This is a genomic window from Cuneatibacter sp. NSJ-177, from assembly GCF_022867805.1.
Taxonomy (GTDB): domain Bacteria; phylum Bacillota; class Clostridia; order Lachnospirales; family Lachnospiraceae; genus Pseudolachnospira.
The window spans coordinates 41,491-59,734 of the sequence record NZ_JALIFO010000002.1; the positions used below are offsets into that span (position 1 = coordinate 41,491).

The following is an 18,244-nucleotide window of genomic DNA, read 5'->3' on the forward strand; positions in this document are numbered from 1 at the left end:
TAAGAAAAACATGAGAGAAAGGAAACACCCTATGCACCATCAAAATCATTTCGATTTAGTCATTGTGGGCGGAGGGACTGCTGGTACGTTCAGTGCAATTGCTGCGGCCAGAGAAGGGCTGAGCACCGCTGTCATTGAGAAAAATTCATATCTCGGCGGCATGGCCACTGGCTCCGGGCTGACCGAGATGAACGCGGCCGGCTTTCGGGAATCCCCGCTCTACAAGGGCATTGAAAAAGAAATCTTCGATGAAATGATTGCCGAAGGATTTGCCGAGTACCATTTCGCAGTCCCGATGTCCTCCAACAAGGAAGTCAAAATCGACCGTCTTCGCTACAATCCGGAAATGCTAAAGATTCTGCTGGAGACCAAGGCAACGGAAAGTGGCGTTACACTCTTCTACCAGGCAGAGCTGGATTCCGCCGAAGAAAATGAAGACGGCTGTATCGTACACGCCCGCAGTCTGTATGAGACTTTCACCCTGACCAGTGATTATCTGATCGATGCCACAGGAAATGCGGATTTAATTCGAAAACTAGGCTGTGAAACAATCAAAACTCAGGCTGATAAACAGCTGGTCTCTACGCTGATGTTCCGACTTTCCAATGTAGATCTAACCAAACTGGACGCCTTCATCCACAGTGAAGAACTAGGAAAAATCATTCAGGAAGGCTATGAAGCCGGTATCTTAAAGGGAAAAATACTTGCCTTTACGCCAATTCCCGGCACAAAGGACGTCAGTTTAAATGTGACACGGGCCAAATTTGACTACGAAGATATCCGCGGCGCCTCCATGGGATTGGCTGAAGCCCGCCGCCAAATCCTCCCAGTTTATCATTTTGTTCAGAAGCGCGTACCGGGCATGGAGGCCTCCTATATCGCCAATATTGCTTCCGTGATCGGTGTCCGGGACGGCCGCCGTATTCAGGGACAATACATGCTGACGCTGGATGATTTGGAGCAGATGACCAATTTCGAGGACAGCATCGCCTGCGGCTGCTATCCCATGGATATCCATGACCCGGTCACGAACTCCGTAATCTGGAAGGTGCTGCCCGGCGTCTACCACATCCCTTACCGAAGTCTCCTTCCCAAGGGACTGCATCGCACTCTGGCAGCCGGAAAATGTCTAGGCGCCGAAAAGAAAGCTTTTGCCGCCATCCGCGTGATGCCGATTATGATGAACGTCGGTGAATCTGCCGGATACGCTGTGGCACTGGCTAAATGTGAGAAAAAGAAATTGGATGAATTGACGGCTGCTTCTCTCTCGCAATGCCTGACAGATAAGTATTCCCGTTAAATGTACAAAAGGAGATAAACTATGAAACAAAACAAAACCAAATTGATCATGATGATCGTATCCATCCTTTTTATCCTTGGTTTTCAGTTCATTCCTGCGCCGGAGGGCCTCTCGGTCACCAGCATGCAGGTCATTGGGCTGTTCATCGGTATTATGCTGATGTGGAACTTCATCGGTATTGACTGGCCCAGTTTCCTCTGTATGGCGCTGCTGGCTGTGTTCGAAATCATGAAGCCAGCCGATATCTTTAAAAGCGGTTTCGGCAACGCGACCATCGCTTTTCTTCTGGTATTCTTCATGCTCAGCCATGTACTGAGCCAAGTTGGTTTTTCCCGCCGTATGGCAATCTGGTGCATTACCAACAAAATTGCAAGAAAGAGTCCCTGGGCGTTTGTAATCATGTTTCTGTTTGGCGCTATGTTTATGGCTTCCTTTATGTCCCAGACTGCTGCACTCCTGATCTTTCTTCCGATCGCAGAGCAGATCTTTAAGGAGCTGGACTACATCAAAGGAGACCGTTTCCCTCAGATGCTGGTCCTTGGCCTTGGCATTGCCGTCGGAATCGGTTCCGCCAACACGCCTTTAGGACATGCGATTATCTTGATCCCAATCCAGCTTTTGGCTGAACAGACCGGGCTTAGCGTCAACATTGTTTCCTACAGCATTTTTGGTATCGTGACCGGCATCCTGATCTTCCTTGTGCTGATTCTGGTATACCGTTTTATTTATCGCCCCGACATCACAAAACTGCAAACCTACGACGTAACGACGCTGCGTTCAGAGATCAAGCCGATGAGCAAACAGGAAAAACTTTCTTCCGCCCTTTTTATCGCCGTTATTATCATCTGGATCTTGCAGGGCTGCCTTAAAAATTTTATGCCGACTGTTGGTGCTTACCTGGCTGGCCTTGGCAATGCCGTTCCAGTATTGATCGCTATCATTATCCTCTGTGTAGTAGAAATTGATGGAAAGCCTGTTATGAACTTTAAGGATGCCGCTACCAATGGTGTTCCGTGGAGTGCATTGATCTTTAACGCCGCAGTTCTGGTGCTTAGTGGCGCACTAGTTCTGGATAAAGTCGGCATCTCCGATTTCCTGGTTGCAAAGGTCTCTCCTCTGGTTCAGGGAATGAATCCTTCCATTTTCATTCTGGTGATTTCGGTGCTCTGCATCCTCTGCACGAACTTTTCTTCCAACACCGTGTGCGCCACCGTATTCTATACGATCTCCGCACCGATCGCTCTGGCAATGGGCAATGTAAACATGGTTGCACTGGCTTCCGTCATCGGCGCCGCTGCCTCCTACGCATTCGCCACCCCGCCCAGCACCATGCCGATGGCGGTTGTGGCCGGTACTGGCTGGGTTGATGTAAAAGCGATGTTCAAGTACGGCGGACTGATGGCAATCGCCAGCATGCTGATTCTGGCCTTCATCGGCTATCCGATTGCAGCAGCCGTGCTGTAACAATCAGTTCTTTCTAAAACGAAAGTATAAAACAAGCTCCTGTCTTTACAATAAGGCAGGAGCTTGTTTTATGCCATCCCTTTTCAAAAAAGCCTCTATTTTCTGGTAAAGCCAAAGGCGCACCCGCAAACGCCCCCTACAATGTGGGACAGATGCGAGATATTATCCGCCGTAAAAATTCCGTCGTAAACCTCCTGCCCCAGATACAAAATTGCCACAACGATCAGCGTCAGCGGAATCTGTCCGCGCCCCACGCTGGTCATCGAAGCCAGAACGATCATCATAAAGACAATCCCGCTGGCCCCCATCAGGGCCACGCCGGGAAAGAAAACCATGTTCACCGCCCCGGTCACCAGGGCGACCACCGCGAACATCTGCAGCATGGCCCGGCTCCCATACTTTTCCTCCAAAATCGGCCCCAGAAGCAAGAACAGCATCATATTTCCGGTCAAATGGGCCAGATTCGCGTGGCCCAGCACATGTCCGAACAGCCGCACGTAGGTCAGCGGATCCAAAAGCGAACTACGGTAGACGCAAAAAAGCATCTGATCGGTCCACCCGCGAGTCAGCTGCCCCAATCCCAGCACACAGAAAGACACCAGGGCAAAGGTTAAAACAACCGGCGAATTATACTGAATTTTTTTGAAAAATGATATCATAGCGTATGGATAAACCTCCGAAATGCAGTCCTGCCTTCCTTCGTCACTTTGTAAACTCCCGCGTCTTCCAAAACCCGGCGGAACACGTCGCCGGTTTCCCTTCGCAAGATCTCTGAAACGGTCTCACTCTCAAAGCGTCCGTACTTCGCTTTCAGCTCCTCCGCCCAGTCCGCATGTTTCTCTAAATCCGCCTGTCCGCGAATCTCGGTTCCTTCCACCAACGCCCGGCCCAACGCGTCCAGTTCCTTTTTCAGCCGCGCCGGAAGAATGGCAAGCCCCATCACCTCAATCAGACCGATATTTTCTTTTTTAATGTGATGCAGTTCCTGGTGCGGATGGTAAAGGCCCAAAGGATGTTCCGGTGTGGTCAAATTATTTCGAAGCACTAAATCCAGCTCAAACTTGCCGCCCCGCATCCGCGCAATCGGCGTGATGGTATTGTGGGGTTCCCCCTCGCTCTCAGCCAAAACCATGGCCTCGGCATCCGTGTATCCCCGCCATTTTTCCAGAACATGCCCGGCCAGACGCACCAGCTCCTCCCGGTCCTCCGAGGACAGGCGGATCACCGAGAGCGGCCAATGGACAATACCTGCCGTCACGTTCGAAAATCCCTCTACGAGAAACGCCTCTTCCACCTGCGCCCGCTCCATCGGAAACTCGTAGCAGCCTCCTTGAAAGTGATCATGGCTCAGGATGGATCCCCCCACGATCGGAAGGTCCGCGTTGGACCCGACAAAGTAGTGAGGAAACTGCGCCACAAAGTCCAGCAGGCGGCGGAACGTCTCCGTCTCGATCTTCATCGGCACATGCTCGCCGTTAAAAACGATGCAGTGTTCATTGTAATAAACATAAGGGGAATACTGGAACCACCACTCCGCTCCGCCGATTGCAACCGGGACGATCCGGTGATTCTCTCTGGCGGGGAAATCCAGCCGCCCGGCGTAGCCCACGCACTCCCGGCAGAGCTGGCATTTGGGATATCCGCCCTGCTTCGCCGTCTTGGCCGCTGCGATCGCCTTGGGATCCTTTTCCGGCTTGGACAGGTTGATGGAGATATCCAGAGGGCCGTAAGGGCTTTCCGCCGCCCATCGGATATCTTTTTTCACCCGGTAGCGCCGGATGTAATCGGAATCCTGGCTCAACCGGTAGAAATATTCCGTGGCCGCCCGCGGGGATTTCTGGTAACGGCGCTGAAACTCTGCGATCACCTGGGAGGGACGGGGCACCAGGCAGTTCATCAGCTTCGTATCAAACAAGTCCCGGCCGGTCACTGACTGATCCTTTAAAATCCCTCTCTTTGCCGCCTCATCCAGCAGCCCGGCAAGGATCTCCGGCAAGTCCTCTTCGCCTGGATTCTCCGGCTCCGTATATTCCGGTTCCTGAAAAATCTCCAGCAGCAGGTTCGTCGTATAAATTCGCTCGTACTCCGATATCAATCCGGTACGGATACCATAATCCACTAATTGGCGGATCCTTTGATTCAGCATGTCTCAATCCCTCTCTTTTTTATTGCGTTCCTCGGCCGCTCAAAAAAACTTCTTGATTGATTTTATTTTATCACAGAATCCCAAACTTTTCCTTGCTTTTTTCACAATCTATGTTAGAATCTCAGGGTGGGAGGAGTACCAATTTATGTTTACGATCCGAGAAGGCCTTGCAGCCATTGATTTTTCTAAAGTTACAGCCATGCTGGCGGCTACTCACTGGAGCCCCGGAATCACCGAAGAGGAGGTCCGCAAAGGGGCGGAGAATTCCGCGCTGGTCACCGGCGCGTTCCGGGAAGACGGAACGCAGATCGGCTATGCCCGCGTGGTCTCCGATAAGACCCGTTTTGCCTACCTGATGGATGTGATTGTGGAAGAATCCTGCCGGGCATCCGGCATCGGGGAGCAGATGATCTCCTATCTCTTAAATCATCCGGAACTGAAAGACGTCTATCAGTGGATGCTGGTCACCACCTACGCCCATGATTTCTATGAGAAATGCGGTTTTACCCGGACCGCCCGCGCTAATGACCTGATGGAGATCCGAAAACCGAGACCAAGATAAGATAAAGACTTTTATAGAAGGCTGAAAGATGGAGCAGCCGGGACTTACCCGTCCCGGCTGCTCCATCTTTCTTGTTTCATAGGAAATTCCTTTGGAATTCCCTATGAAACAAGATACGCTCCGCTATGGAGGCACACGCAAATGCAAAGGAAAATGTCGCTGACGCGACACATTTGCGGCGCAGAATTTCGCGGCGCGAAATTCTCTCTTACGCCTCTTCCTTCGGAAGAATGATATTCAAAATAATCGCCACAATCGTTGCCACCACCACCGGCGATTTTCCAAAAATCGTCGTGGCCCAATCCGGAAACTGGGACAGGGACGCCGACGCCTGGGACACACCCATGCCCAGGGCCGCAGCCAAGCCGACAATCGAGGTATTCCGGTAGTTCATCGGCGCCGACGTCACCAGCTTCATGCCGGTCATCGCAATCGATGCGAATACCGATATGGTAGCGCCTCCCAAAACGCACTGGGGAATGGTCGTCAGGATGGCCGAAAACTTCGGCACCAGACCGGCCAGCAAAATCAAGGCGGCCGCCATCCCTAAAACAATCCGGTTGATCACCTTGGTCGTCACCACAATGCCAACGTTCTGGCTGTAAGTCGCCGTCGGAAGGCCGCCCAGCACAGCGCCGAGAATATTGGATGCGCCGTAGGCCACGATTCCTCGCTGGAGCTCTCCGTCCGTAGGCTCCCGGTCCATGCCTCCGATCGTCGTCGCCGTATAGTCCCCGATGGCCTGTATGGAGTTGATGGCAAACAGGATCCCGATGGCCGTACAGGCCGATATATCAAAGGATATCCCAAAGTGCATGATCTTGGGAAGCTGGAAGAATCCGGCTTCCGCCACCGGACTTAAATCCACCATTCCGAAAAACGCCGCCACCACGTAGCCGAACGCCATGCCGAGCAGAATCGACGCCAGCTTCGCCAGCCCCTTGGCATAATGATTCAGAACCGTCACTGCAATCAGAGTCAGAATCGCGATCATCCAGTTCTGCCAGGAACCGTACAGCAGCGCCGGCGTGGCCAGCCTGGCTGCATCGGTATTCCCGGTGCCTCCCGCCATGTAATTGACCGCGGTCGGATAAAGGGAAAGCCCGATGGTAAAAACGACCGTGCCGGTGATCAGAGGAGGAAAGAGCCCCCGGAGCTTTTTCACAAAAAGCCCGACCAGAATCGCCACGACGCCGCCCACTATCTGAGCGCCGAAAATCGTCGCCACATCGTAGTCCCCGGCAACCGCCACCAAACTCGGCACATAAGCAAAGCTGACTCCCATGATCATCGGGAGCCGGGACCCTAAAACGCCGAAAATAGGAAACAGTTGAATGAATGTGGATAATGCGGCAATGACAAGCGCCGCCTGAATTAAAAGAACCCGGTCCTCCACGGCCAGACCCGCCGCGTTGGATACCAAAATAGCAGGTGTCACACACCCGACAATCATAGCCACCACATGCTGGATCGCCAGGGGAAGCGCCTGTCGAAGCGGCGGAACGCCATCCAAATCAAAAATGGAGCCCTTCCGCCCGGAAATCTGCTTTTCTGCCATAAATCAATCTCCTCCTACCATTCTTCCTCCAACAGGAATGAATCACCCTCACCATTCGTCGGATTCCAATTGATTTACTCGCTATCACCCGCCTACAGCATAGCATAGAATCCGTCCAAATTCAAGGAAATTTTTTTGTATTAATCTATAGATATTCTGTTTTCTTTCCTTATTTTCCTTCAAATTATTTGACGTTTCCGGAGTTATAGAATTGACAGGCCCAATGAAAAATGATACACTTTTTGTATAAAAAAAAGGAGGAACCGTATATGAAAAAATTTGTATCCGCATTCTTGAGTTTCGCGATGATTTTCAGCTTAGCCGCCTGCGGCAGCGGAAACAGCGAAACGACGGCAGCGCCTACCACGACGCCTGCCGCAACTACATCTGCCGACACCACGGCCGCTGAGAAAGACACCACAGCCGCCGCTACGACGGCAGCAGAGGCCACCACAGCGGCGACCGGCGATGTTGACTATTCCAAGCTGAAGATTGGCTTTGTCCATATCTCCGATCCCAGTGACAAGGGCTACACCTACAATCACGACCTGGGAACTCAGAAGATGGCGAAGGAGCTGGGACTGGATGTTAACACTCAGATCATCAACAAGTACAACATTCCGGAAGGCGCTGAGTGCGGCACCGCGCTGCGCGAGCTGGTAGACGCCGGCTGCAATATCATCTTTGCAACCAGCTTCGGCTTTGAGAACTATGTCCTGGAAGTTGCCAAAGAATATCCCGACGTTCAGTTCTGCCATGCCACCGGTTATCAGGCGGCTACCAGCGGACTGAGCAACGTACATAACTATTTTGGTGAGATTCATCAGGCCCGTTACCTGTCCGGTATCGCCGCCGGCCTGAAGACCAGCACCAACAAGATCGGTTATGTCGCCGCTATGGCAACCCCTGAGGTAATCAGCGGTTACGATGCGTTTTACCTGGGCGCCAAAAGCGTAAACCCGGATGTCACGATGGAAGTAATGTACACCAACAGCTGGAACGATCCGACCAAGGAGGCACAGGTTGCCAAGGCTCTGATCGACGACGGCTGCGACGTGATCGGCCAGCACTGCGATTCCACTGCGGCGGCCACCACGGCGGAGCAGAACGGCGTGTTCCACGTTGGATACAATTCCGACATGAGAGACGCTGCCCCGAAGGCTTCCCTGACCTCCGCAGTCTGGGATTGGTCCATCTATCTGGAGTACGCTGTGAACTGCGTGGCTAAGGGTGAGGCCATCGACGTTGACTGGTCCAAGGGCCTCAAAGACGGCGTCTGCGATATCTCCCCTCTGAACGACAGCATTATTGCCGACGGAACCAAAGAAGCCATCGACGCAGCCCGTGAAAAGTTCCTGACCTCTGATTGGGATGTTTTCACCGGCCCGCTGAAGGATAATGAAGGCAATGAGGTTGTAAAAGAGGGTGAAACCTTCAAAGAGCCCGCTTCCGCCCCCAGCTTCAATCATATCCTGGAAGGCATTACGGTTAAAGAGTAATCCGAGCTGTTTCGGATTTCCGGGACAGAGCCGCTTATCTGCGGCCCTGTCCCTTTTCTAAAAAGGAAGCTATGGAGGAAGAAGAGTGCAAACGCGGTTTGCCCTGTTCTTCACTCATAGAAACAAGGAGGGAGAAGGTTTGGAAAATACGAAGACGAATGCCGTGGAGATGAAAAACGTCACAAAAACGTTCGGTTCCGTCGTCGCCAACCACGATGTGAACCTGACGCTGCGTACCGGGGAGATTTTAGCTCTGCTCGGGGAAAACGGCAGCGGAAAGACAACGCTGATGAATATGCTGTCCGGCATTTATTTCCCGGACCACGGAGAAATCTACATTCATGGCAAAGAGGTATCCATCCGTTCGCCGAAGGACGCATTTGCCCTGGGGATCGGCATGATCCACCAGCACTTTAAGCTGGTCGACGTGCTGACGGCGGCGGAAAATATTGTTTTGGGACTGCCCGGCGGCGCCACAATCAACCGAAAACTGCTGTCCCAGAAAATCCGCGATATCTCTCAAAAATATGGTTTTGATATTGATCCGGATAAAAAGATCTATCAGATGTCGGTTTCGGAAAAGCAGACGGTGGAGATTATCAAAGTGCTTTACCGAGGCGCAGGTATCCTGATCCTCGACGAGCCCACCGCCGTGCTGACTCCCCAGGAAACGGAAAAGCTGTTCCGCGTGCTGCGGGCGATGAAGGACGACAACAAAGCAATCATCATTATCACCCACAAGCTCCACGAGGTGCTCTCGGTCTCCGACCGGGTCGCTATCCTGCGCAAGGGGGAATATATCGATACCGTAGAGACGGGAAAGGCCACCCAGCAGTCCCTGACCGAGATGATGGTGGGACACAGCGTAAGCCTTTCCATCGACCGGCCGGAGGGGATCCCGAAAAAGGACTGCCTGAAGGTTCATTCCTTAACCTGTATCAATTCGGACGGCGTGAAGAAACTGGATCAGGTCTCTTTCGACGCCTTCGGCGGGGAAATCCTCGGCGTGGCCGGTATTGCCGGAAGCGGCCAGAAAGAGCTCTGCGAAGCCCTGACCGGGCTCTATCCGGTGAAGGGGGGATCCATCCTCTTCCACAATGAGGTGGACGGCCATCTGGTGGATGAAAATCTGGTCGGAAAATCTCCCGACGAGATCATTAAAAAAGGAATTTCCATGGCATTTGTGCCGGAAGACCGGCTGGGCATGGGACTGGTCGCCTCCCTGGACATGGTGGACAATATCATGCTGAAAAATTACCGGCAGAATTCCGGTCCTTTTGTGGACCGGGAGACGCCGAAAAAGACGGCGGAGCGCCTAATCGAAGAGCTCCAGATCGTAACCCCAGGCGTCCACACGCCGATCCGCCGCCTCTCCGGCGGAAACGTCCAGAAAGTGCTTCTCGGCCGGGAAATCGAATGCAGTCCCCAGCTTTTAATCGTCGCTTACCCGGCGCGGGGACTTGACATCAACTCCTCCTATACGGTTTACGATCTGCTGAACCAGCAGAAAAAGAAAGGGGTTGCCGTCATCTTCATCGGTGAAGATCTGGATGTCCTTTTGGAGATCTCCGACCGGCTTTTAGTCCTGTGCGGCGGCCAGGTCAGCGGTATTGTGGATCCCCGCACCACCTCAAAGGAAGAAATCGGCCTGATGATGGTGCATGTCGGCGACCAGAATAAGGAAAATCAAGCAAACTTACAAAAAGAGAGAAAGGAGGCGGCCACTCATGAGTAAGGAAATCCGGGAACATCAGGAACCCTTTGTCCGCATGGTCAAGCGGGCCAGCATCGAACCGAAGAAAGCCTGGCTCATCCGCGGCATTGCCCTCTTAGGCGCAATCATCACCGGGGGGCTCTTGATCCTGACGCTTGGCCACAATCCCTTTGAAGTATACGCCAGCATGGTTCAGGGCGCTTTTGGAAAGAAAATTGCCATTCAGGAAACCGTGAAACTGACCATTCCTCTGCTGATCACCGGCATCGGCATTTCCCTCGCCTTTAAAATGCGTTTTTGGAATATCGGCGCGGAGGGCCAGATCTTGGCCGGAGCCATCGCAGCCTCTTCCATTGCCATCTACTTTGATCACCTGCCCCACGCAATCGTTTTAATCCTGATGGGCTTGGCGGCTTTCATTGCAGGCGGCATCTATGGGATGATCCCGGCGTTCTTCAAGGCCAAGTGGAACACCAATGAAACGCTTTTCACCTTGATGATGAATTACATTGCGCTCCAATTCGTGATCTTCCTGGAGCATCAGGCCAGTTGGCAGGATTCCCGCAGCACATTCCCCAAGGTCCGCATGTTTACGGACACGGCGCGCCTGCCGAAGGTTTTCGGTGTACATATCGGATGGATCATTGCCCTGATTATCGTAGTAGCCGCTTTTATCTATCTGACGAAGACCAAGCATGGATATGAGATTTCCGTCGTCGGCGAGTCCGCCAATACGGCACGTTATGCCGGTATGAACGTGAGACGGATCCTGGTCCGCACCATGTTTCTCTCCGCGGCCCTGGCAGGCCTGGTCGGTTTCCTCCAGGTGTCCGGTTCCGACGGCACTCTGACCGAGACCACGGCTGGCGGCGTTGGATTTACCGCCATCACAGTGGCCTGGCTTGGCCATATGAATCCCTTTGCAATGGTGGTGGTCTCCCTGTTCATCGCCATGCTGGAGCGCGGCTCCAACAGTATTCAGACCTCCCACAACATTCCGGCCTCGGCGGCCGATCTGTTGACCGGCCTGATTCTGTTTTTCATGCTGGGCTGCGAATTCTTTATCAACTATAAGCTGATCTTCCGCGGAAGCAGAAAGGAGGAGGCAAATGGATAATATCATCAATCTGTTGAACGCCGCCGTGGCAGCAGGTACCCCCCTGCTTCTCGGCACTCTCGGAGAAATCCTGACGGAAAAATCCGGCAACCTGAACCTTGGTGTGGAAGGCATGATGTTTATGGGCGCAGTCTCCGGCCTGGCCGGCGGGCTGGCAGCCGAACAGTGGCTGGGCGGAGCCGGAGTGATGGCAGCCGTAGGCGCTCTCTTGATCTCCTTTTTGGCCGGCGCGCTCGGCGCTCTGATCTATTCGTTTTTGACCATCACCCTCCGGGCGAACCAGAATGTAACCGGTCTGACGCTGACCATCTTCGGCACCGGCTTCGGCAACTTTTTCGGAGAGATCCTGGGCCAGCGCTCCGCCACCGGCTTTGCGCAGGTGACCCAGGGCACCCAAGCCATGTTCCAGCCCATCCATTTCGGCGCTCTCTCTGATATTCCGATTTTGGGGAAACTTCTCTTCTCCTACAACTGGATCGTGTATTTTTCGGTTGCTCTGGCAATCCTGATGGCCTGGTTCTTTAAGAAATCCCGGACCGGCCTGAACCTGAGGGCGGTCGGGGAAGACCCGGCAACCGCCGATGCGGCCGGGATCAATGTGACCCGCTATAAATACCTGGCCACGATTGTCGGAGGAGGAATCTGCGGCATCGGCGGCATGTACATGTGCATGGTCACCTGCAACGGCATCTGGGTTCACGGCTGCGTCAGCGGCTACGGCTGGCTGGCCGTGGCGCTTGTGATCTTCGCCACCTGGAATCCGGCCCGTGCCATCCTCTGCGGCATTATCTTCGGAGGCCTGACCGTACTCCGGATGTATTTCCCGATCAAGGGTCTGGCCACGCAGTTTTACGATATGGTCCCCTACATCGTGACCATCGTCGTGCTGGTGATCACCAGTATCCGGCAGAGCAGAGAACACAGCCAGCCGAAGAGCTGCGGGAATAACTATTTCCGGGAAGAGCGGTAAGGCTGGCTTTTCTTCACTTCTCTCTTTGATGAATGAGCGCAGCTCAGATCATAAAAAAGCAGACCTTCCGTGGGAACTCCATACAAGATTTGGAATCAAAGATCTTTTGAAACCTTTTCCTGCCGGAATCCCCATCGAAGGCCTGCTCTTTTTCTACGATCTTCCGTCACTTCCGATAAACAGATCGGATTTCCTGTTTCTACAAAACCGCCGGCAGAAAACCTTCCCCTTCCAGCACATATTTCATAAATTTCAGGCTCTCCGAGGCCATCTGATCCATTTCCTGCTCCGAGGCCCCGCCGGATAGGTCTCTCCATACCCCTAGTTCATTCCCGATACTGCCTCCCGGCAGAATGAACGGCTCCATCGTCACCGGTCCGTCAAAATGGATCTGCCGCAATGCGTGCCGGATCTCATTCCAAGGAATCCTTCCAGCCCCCGGAAGTTTTCGGTTGCACTCCCCTGTGTGAAAATATCCCAAAGCCTTCCCTGCCGTATGGATTGCCGCGGAAAAACTGTCTTCTTCAATATTCATATGGAAGGTATCCAGGATCAGGCGGACGTTTTCCTTTCCCAGTTCCTTTAAAAAGGCAACCCCCTCCTCTGCGGTATTGATGAGATATCCTTCATACCGGCATACGACCTCCATCATCAACGTAATTCCACAATCCCCTGCCTGTCCGGCGAGCCGGTCCATCCGGGCCAGCAGCCGCTCCCGGTCCCCTTCCTTGTCGATCGGCAAAGGGAGGGCCTGCGGAGCGCAAGAATAGTGGTTGCCGCCGAGATAAGGGATACCAAGCCGCTCCAGCACTTGAAAAATCCGCCCATAGTAGCGGAAGGCATGATCCACAACCGCCTGGTCCTGGGAAGCGAGATTGCAGTCCGGGCCGGGCCCGAACCCGGCGTGCAGTTCCACTTCCCATTCTTCCGCTTCCCGGCGCAGCGCATCCAGTTCCGCCTCGGTTTTCTCAACCAGATAGCCGCTGGACACGGCCAAAATATCAAAACCACACTTCTTAGCCCTCGAAACGAGCGGCAGATAATCCCCGCTCCAATCCCGCTTCCAATAGCCGTAAAACATTCCGTACTTCAAGTTTTGCCTCCTCTTCGACCATAGAATTAGCCTTCCCTTTCGGGGGCTTTCTTCGTATTGCCCGTCCTCTACGCCTCCTGTGGGGTAAACATGACCCGCATCACTGCTTTATCATTCAGGGCCGTATCAAACGCCTCCGTATACCGGGAGAGAGGATAATACCGGATTGGCACTTGATCCAGCGGGAATTCTCCTGTGGATATCACTTCCAAAGCTTTTGTAAAATCTTCCCGCGTATACTGACGGCTTCCAGTCAGCTCGATTTCCCTGCCAAGCAAATCCCGTTCCAGTTCCACCGGCTTCGCAGCCTCCCCCACATTGATCACCCGCCCCCCGCTTTTCACCACATGGACCGCCTGGGAAAAAGTAGGGCCAACACTGGCTGCGTCATAGACGACATCCACACCGCCTTCGCCGTATCTCTCCTGGATCGTCCGGATCAAATCTTCCTTTCCGGAGTCAATGACCTGGTCCGCTCCAAACTTTTCGGCAAGGGCCAGCCGTTCCGGAGCCACATCGCTCATGATAATTTTTTCCGCGCCTCCCCAACGGACTGCCTGGGCAATCAGGAGCCCGATCGCACCAGCTCCCAGGATCAAGACGGTATCCCCCTTTTGAATCTTTCCCCGCCCCAGGCAGTGCATGGCTACTGCCACCGGCTCCACCAGGCAGCCTGTCGTAAAATCCATCTCTTGGGGAAGAGGGATCACCATCCGGGCAGGAACCGAAACATACTCGGCAAAACCGCCGGGGAAACCGGGACGCCCCCCGATAAAATCCTGGGAGCGGCACAGGTTGTATGCGCCGGATTTGCAAAAATCACAGCGCCCGCATCCGATTCCCGGTTCCGCAGTCACCCGGTCTCCCGGCTGGAATCCAGCCGCCTTCCGGCCAACGGAGTGCACGGTCCCTGCAAACTCATGTCCCAACACCAGCGGGAACTTGGTCCCTTTGTACTCCGCCCGGTAAAAGTGGGCGTCGGAACCGCAGATCCCTGCCCTCTCCACGCGGATCACCACATCCTCATCCCCCGGCGCCGGTACCGGCGCCTCCTCCAGCTGCAACGTTTCCCTGTCAGTCAATACAATCCGTTTCATTTCATACGCTCCTTTTTCTCTAAAGGCCGCCCAGATAGGCCGCTTTCACGCTCTCATGATTCAGCAGTTCTCTCCCGGTGCCTTGAAGGACAATGTTTCCTACCTCCAGCACATAGGCTTTGTCGGCCAGCGACAAGGCCATCCGCGCGTTCTGCTCCACTAAAACAATTGTCACACCCTGCTCGCGGATTCGCAGGATCGTCTCAAAAACCTGCTCCACCACTACCGGGGCCAATCCCAGGGACGGTTCGTCCATCAGCAAAATTTTCGGCTCCGCCATCATCGCCCGGCCGATTGCCAGCATCTGCTGTTCTCCGCCGCTCAAGGTATCCGCCACCTGATGGATCCGCTCCTTAAGACGTGGAAACAGGCCAAAAACCCGTTCCAGGGATTGGCGTTCCTTTTTCTCCTTCCGATGGGTGTAATAGCCCATCATCAGGTTTTCCTCCACCGTCATGCTGCAAAAGCACCGCCGGCCCTCCGGTACCTGCACAATTCCCATCTGGGCGATCTTCGGCGCTCCCGCCGACTGAATCTCCCGGCCCTCAAAATAAATTTTCCCGCAGGTCTGCTTCATCAATCCGGAGACCGACATCAGGGTAGTGGACTTTCCTGCCCCGTTTGCACCGATCAAAGCGACGATCTCTCCTTGATCTGCCTCAAAGGATATTCCATGCAGCGCTTCGATCTGATCGTACCGTGCAATGAGATTTTCAATTTGAAGGATGCTCATGGTTTACCCCCTTTCCCAGATAGGCATCGATGACCAGCGGATTCTTCTGAACCTCTTTCGCATTGCCTTCCGCGATTTTCACGCCATGGTCTATGACGACAATGTGGTCGGAAAGCTCCATCACCATGTTCATGTCATGCTCGATCAGCAGGATGGTCAGCCCACTGCCCTGAAGCTCCTGGATCAGACGGATCATCGTCTTTTTCTCCGCCGGATTCATGCCCGCCACAGGCTCATCCAAAAGCAGAAGGGACGGTTCCGTAGCCAAGGCGCGGGCAATCTCCAGCCGCCTTTGATCCCCGTAAGACAACTCGCTGGCGCGGGAATCCCAGAGCTGTTCAATCCCCATATAGCGGAGCAGCCCCAGCGCTTTCTCTAGGACCCGTTCTTCCTCCTGCCTCTCTGCTTTTGTTCTCAGCATCCCGGCAATCGGTCCTGCTTTTGTCCTCGCATAGGTTCCGATCAGGACATTGTCCAGCACGCTGATCTCACGAAACACTTTGATTTTCTGAAAAGTCCTGGCCATCCCCAGCCGGCAGATCTGGTAGTCGTCCAGGCTGGTCACGTCCTGGCCCTGAAACCAGACTTTTCCCGAAGTCACCTGATAATAGCCGGTGATCAGATTGATCAAAGTGGATTTCCCTGCTCCGTTGGGACCGATCAGGCCCAATATTTTTCCTTTATCTAGTTGAAAGGAAACACCGTCCACTGCATGGAGAGCCCCAAAATATTTACAGACTCCCTCCAGCTTCAGCACGAGCCGGTCATCCGCCGCCGGTCCCGCCGTTTTCTTTCCGTCATCACTCACCGCCTTCTCCTCCCTTTTCATTTAATAAATTCCCTCTGGAAATCGCTATGCACTGTCGTGCCTTCCCACGATTGTTCCCAGTCCCAGGAAAGCTTACCGATTCTCGCCTGCTTCCAGAATCCGGCGCACCTGATCTTTTTTGATCCGGGATATGCGGTGGCTTGCCTTCCAGAGTCCCTGGGGCCTGCGGACGGCAAAGCACAACAGTAGGACCGCATAGAACAACATCCGTGTGTTGGTCATATATCTTCGCAGGGGCTCCGGCAAAATCGTCAAAAGCAGCACGCCGAGGATTACGCCAAACACATTTCCCGTGCCCCCGACTACCACCATGCTGAGGATCAGCGTCGAGTCTGTGGAAGTAAAATTAACCGGGCTCACAAAGGACTGGCTGGCCGCAAAAAGCACGCCGGCAAGACCGGCCGGCACCGCTCCGATTCCATTGGCCAAGATCTTCAGGTTCTTTGTATTCAGCCCCATGGCTCCGGCGGCGTCCTCATCCTCCCGGATTGCAGCCATCCCCCTCCCAATCCGGGACTGGGAGATCCGGTGCAGCAGGAACGCCTCCAGGGCGACCAAAATGGCAATGGCATAATAAAATTTCCCCGGGGAATCCAGAGTCAAAATCCCCAGATCCGGTTTGTCGATCGACATAATCCCCAGCGCCCCATTGGTCAGCTGCATGTTATTCACAATCAGATAAAAAACTTCCCCAAAGGCCAGCGTCACCAGCGCCAGATAGTCCCCCCGCAGCCGCGCTGTGGGAATGGAAAGCACCGCGCCCAAAATCCCGGTCAGAATCCCGGCAAGCACAAACACAAGAAGGAAGGGAACATGAAGCCCCAAGTGGGGAGAGGCTAAAATCGCATAAAGATATGCGCCAATCCCGTAAAACGCCACATATCCCAAATGGAACTGCCCAACGTTTCCCAGAATCACATTGAGGCCCAAGGCGCACATCAGCATTAGGCCGGTGTTGATCAGGATCCGTACCCACCAATTTCCAAAAGCAGGCATTGCTGCGATCAGGACCGCCAGGGCGGCGACGAGAAGCCATTTCACCGGTTTCGGCCTTTCTTCCATCCACCTGCCGGCCTGCTCCGTAAAAGGAATCCTGGAGCTTCGATCGGATTTTTTCTTTCCTACCATATCACGACCTCCCTTTAATCGGCTCTCCGAACAGGCCCTGGGGCCGGAACAAAAGCACCAGCATCAACAAAATCAGGGCAAACACCTTGGAATACTCCGAACCGATCACGCCATTGGTCAATAGCGGCAGATAGCCGGAACCAATGGTCTCCATCAGCCCCAGGAGCATGGCGCCTGCTACGGAACCGCGGATGCTTCCGATTCCTCCCACGACCGCTGCAATCCAGGCCCTGGTAGCCACCTGGCTTCCCATGCTGTAAACCGATTGGCCGTAATACATGCTGTAAAGCACCGCGCTGATACCAGCGATCGCCGGGCCTAAAATAAACACAACCTGAATGACCCGGTTTACATTGACCCCCATCAAGGAAGCCGCCGCCCGGTCCTCTGAGACGGCCCGGATTGCCCTTCCCATATAGGTGCGATGAACAATAAATGTCAGAAGGAGCAAAATTCCAATGGTAATCCCGCCGATAAAAATCTGTAGACTAGTCACATTGGCCCCCGCCACCGTAAAGGTTTTAGACGGCAGAAGCATCGGAAAACCCTTGGCGCTTCCCCCGGAGACCAGCATTGCCACATTGTCCATGGTCATCCCGGCCGCCATCGCGGCGATCACAACCGACAGCCGGCTGGCATTCTGCAGAGGACGGTAGGCCAACCGCTCCAAAGCCAAGCCGAGCAAAGCGCAGAAGGCAGCCGCAGCCACTGAAACCAAAAGGAATACCAGGATTTTACTCGTACTGCTCATCTCCACTGTCTCCGACGTCAACTGCCCTTCAATGACATGTAAGCCCTTCAGCATAAACCAGGCAAACATGGAACCCGACATAAAAATAGAAGCATGGGCAAAATTGATCATACGCATCACGCCGTAAACCATCGTATACCCCAGTGCAATCAGCGCAATGATGCAGCCGGAGACAAGTCCGTTTACTATCTGCTGTGCCAGCATACCGATCCCTCCTTACAGATCTCATCCTTTCCGGAAAAATCCGGGGAAGGAAAAACAGCTCTCCTTCCCTGGACGATCC

16 protein-coding genes are annotated in these 18,244 nt (G+C 53.8%); 7 read left to right on the forward strand and 9 right to left on the reverse strand.

Translation table 11 applies throughout. From position 1 onward, the window contains the following. The first annotated feature begins 31 nt into the window (after positions 1-31). On the forward strand, positions 32-1,300 hold the full coding sequence (locus tag MUB23_RS04240; protein ID WP_244799106.1) for an FAD-dependent oxidoreductase: 1,269 nt from the start codon (positions 32-34) through the stop codon (positions 1,298-1,300). Between the two features lie 21 nt (positions 1,301-1,321). Beyond that, positions 1,322-2,764 carry an SLC13 family permease gene (locus tag MUB23_RS04245; RefSeq protein WP_244799107.1) on the forward strand — a complete coding sequence of 481 codons (1,443 nt, stop codon included), beginning with the start codon at positions 1,322-1,324 and terminating at the stop codon, positions 2,762-2,764. Between the two features lie 95 nt (positions 2,765-2,859). Here MUB23_RS04245 and MUB23_RS04250 read toward each other — a convergent pair whose 3' ends face one another. Together MUB23_RS04250 and galT are read right to left on the reverse strand one after the other, a co-directional pair. Further along, entirely contained in the window at positions 2,860-3,423 is a 564-nt protein-coding gene (locus tag MUB23_RS04250) for a rhomboid family intramembrane serine protease (protein WP_244799108.1), read from the reverse strand. Continuing rightward, positions 3,420-4,910 carry a UDP-glucose--hexose-1-phosphate uridylyltransferase gene (galT, locus tag MUB23_RS04255; RefSeq protein ID WP_244799109.1) on the reverse strand — a complete coding sequence of 497 codons (1,491 nt, stop codon included), beginning with the start codon at positions 4,908-4,910 and terminating at the stop codon, positions 3,420-3,422. Before galT ends, MUB23_RS04250 begins: the two co-directional genes overlap by 4 nt. Positions 4,911-5,055: 145 nt before the next feature. Here galT and MUB23_RS04260 point away from each other — a divergent pair, with 145 nt between their 5' ends. Further along, the gene (locus tag MUB23_RS04260; protein WP_244799110.1) at positions 5,056-5,472 is read left to right on the forward strand and encodes a GNAT family N-acetyltransferase; all 417 of its coding nucleotides are present in this window, start codon (positions 5,056-5,058) and stop codon (positions 5,470-5,472) included. Positions 5,473-5,680: 208 nt separating this feature from the next. Here MUB23_RS04260 and MUB23_RS04265 read toward each other — a convergent pair whose 3' ends face one another. After that, the gene (locus MUB23_RS04265) at positions 5,681-7,030 is read right to left on the reverse strand and encodes a uracil-xanthine permease family protein (RefSeq protein ID WP_244799111.1); all 1,350 of its coding nucleotides are present in this window, start codon (positions 7,028-7,030) and stop codon (positions 5,681-5,683) included. 269 nt (positions 7,031-7,299) lie between these two features. On the opposite strand from MUB23_RS04265, the gene MUB23_RS04270 reads away from it, so the two are divergent. The 4 genes from MUB23_RS04270 to MUB23_RS04285 all read left to right on the forward strand — a co-directional run bounded on the left by MUB23_RS04270 (position 7,300) and on the right by MUB23_RS04285 (position 12,330). Then, positions 7,300-8,529, forward strand: coding sequence for a BMP family ABC transporter substrate-binding protein (locus MUB23_RS04270; protein ID WP_244799112.1), 1,230 nt, complete (start codon positions 7,300-7,302; stop codon positions 8,527-8,529). Between the two features lie 169 nt (positions 8,530-8,698). Beyond that, positions 8,699-10,264 carry an ABC transporter ATP-binding protein gene (locus tag MUB23_RS04275; RefSeq protein ID WP_244799673.1) on the forward strand — a complete coding sequence of 522 codons (1,566 nt, stop codon included), beginning with the start codon at positions 8,699-8,701 and terminating at the stop codon, positions 10,262-10,264. After that, positions 10,257-11,360: an ABC transporter permease gene (locus MUB23_RS04280; RefSeq protein ID WP_244799113.1), complete on the forward strand. Its 1,104-nt coding sequence runs from the start codon at positions 10,257-10,259 to the stop codon at positions 11,358-11,360. Before MUB23_RS04275 ends, MUB23_RS04280 begins: the two co-directional genes overlap by 8 nt. Next, complete coding sequence (locus MUB23_RS04285) at positions 11,353-12,330, forward strand: ABC transporter permease (RefSeq protein WP_244799114.1); 978 nt, start codon at positions 11,353-11,355, stop codon at positions 12,328-12,330. Before MUB23_RS04280 ends, MUB23_RS04285 begins: the two co-directional genes overlap by 8 nt. A gap of 199 nt (positions 12,331-12,529) precedes the next feature. On the opposite strand, the gene MUB23_RS04290 is transcribed toward MUB23_RS04285, so the two are convergent. The 6 genes from MUB23_RS04290 to MUB23_RS04315 all read right to left on the reverse strand — a co-directional run bounded on the left by MUB23_RS04290 (position 12,530) and on the right by MUB23_RS04315 (position 18,165). Next, on the reverse strand, positions 12,530-13,423 hold the full coding sequence (locus tag MUB23_RS04290) for a D-psicose 3-epimerase (protein WP_244799115.1): 894 nt from the start codon (positions 13,421-13,423) through the stop codon (positions 12,530-12,532). Between the two features lie 68 nt (positions 13,424-13,491). Then, on the reverse strand, positions 13,492-14,520 hold the full coding sequence (locus MUB23_RS04295; RefSeq protein ID WP_244799116.1) for a zinc-dependent alcohol dehydrogenase: 1,029 nt from the start codon (positions 14,518-14,520) through the stop codon (positions 13,492-13,494). Between the two features lie 19 nt (positions 14,521-14,539). Beyond that, positions 14,540-15,253: an ABC transporter ATP-binding protein gene (locus tag MUB23_RS04300; protein WP_244799117.1), complete on the reverse strand. Its 714-nt coding sequence runs from the start codon at positions 15,251-15,253 to the stop codon at positions 14,540-14,542. After that, positions 15,234-16,061 (reverse strand): ABC transporter ATP-binding protein, encoded by an 828-nt coding sequence (locus MUB23_RS04305; RefSeq protein WP_244799118.1) that lies wholly within the window; start codon positions 16,059-16,061, stop codon positions 15,234-15,236. The genes MUB23_RS04300 and MUB23_RS04305 overlap by 20 nt, the downstream gene beginning before the upstream one ends. 93 nt (positions 16,062-16,154) lie before the next feature. Then, positions 16,155-17,210 carry a branched-chain amino acid ABC transporter permease gene (locus MUB23_RS04310; RefSeq protein WP_244799119.1) on the reverse strand — a complete coding sequence of 352 codons (1,056 nt, stop codon included), beginning with the start codon at positions 17,208-17,210 and terminating at the stop codon, positions 16,155-16,157. A 1-nt stretch (position 17,211) separates the two neighbouring features. Then, complete coding sequence (locus MUB23_RS04315) at positions 17,212-18,165, reverse strand: branched-chain amino acid ABC transporter permease (RefSeq protein ID WP_244799120.1); 954 nt, start codon at positions 18,163-18,165, stop codon at positions 17,212-17,214. Positions 18,166-18,244 lie beyond the last annotated feature (79 nt).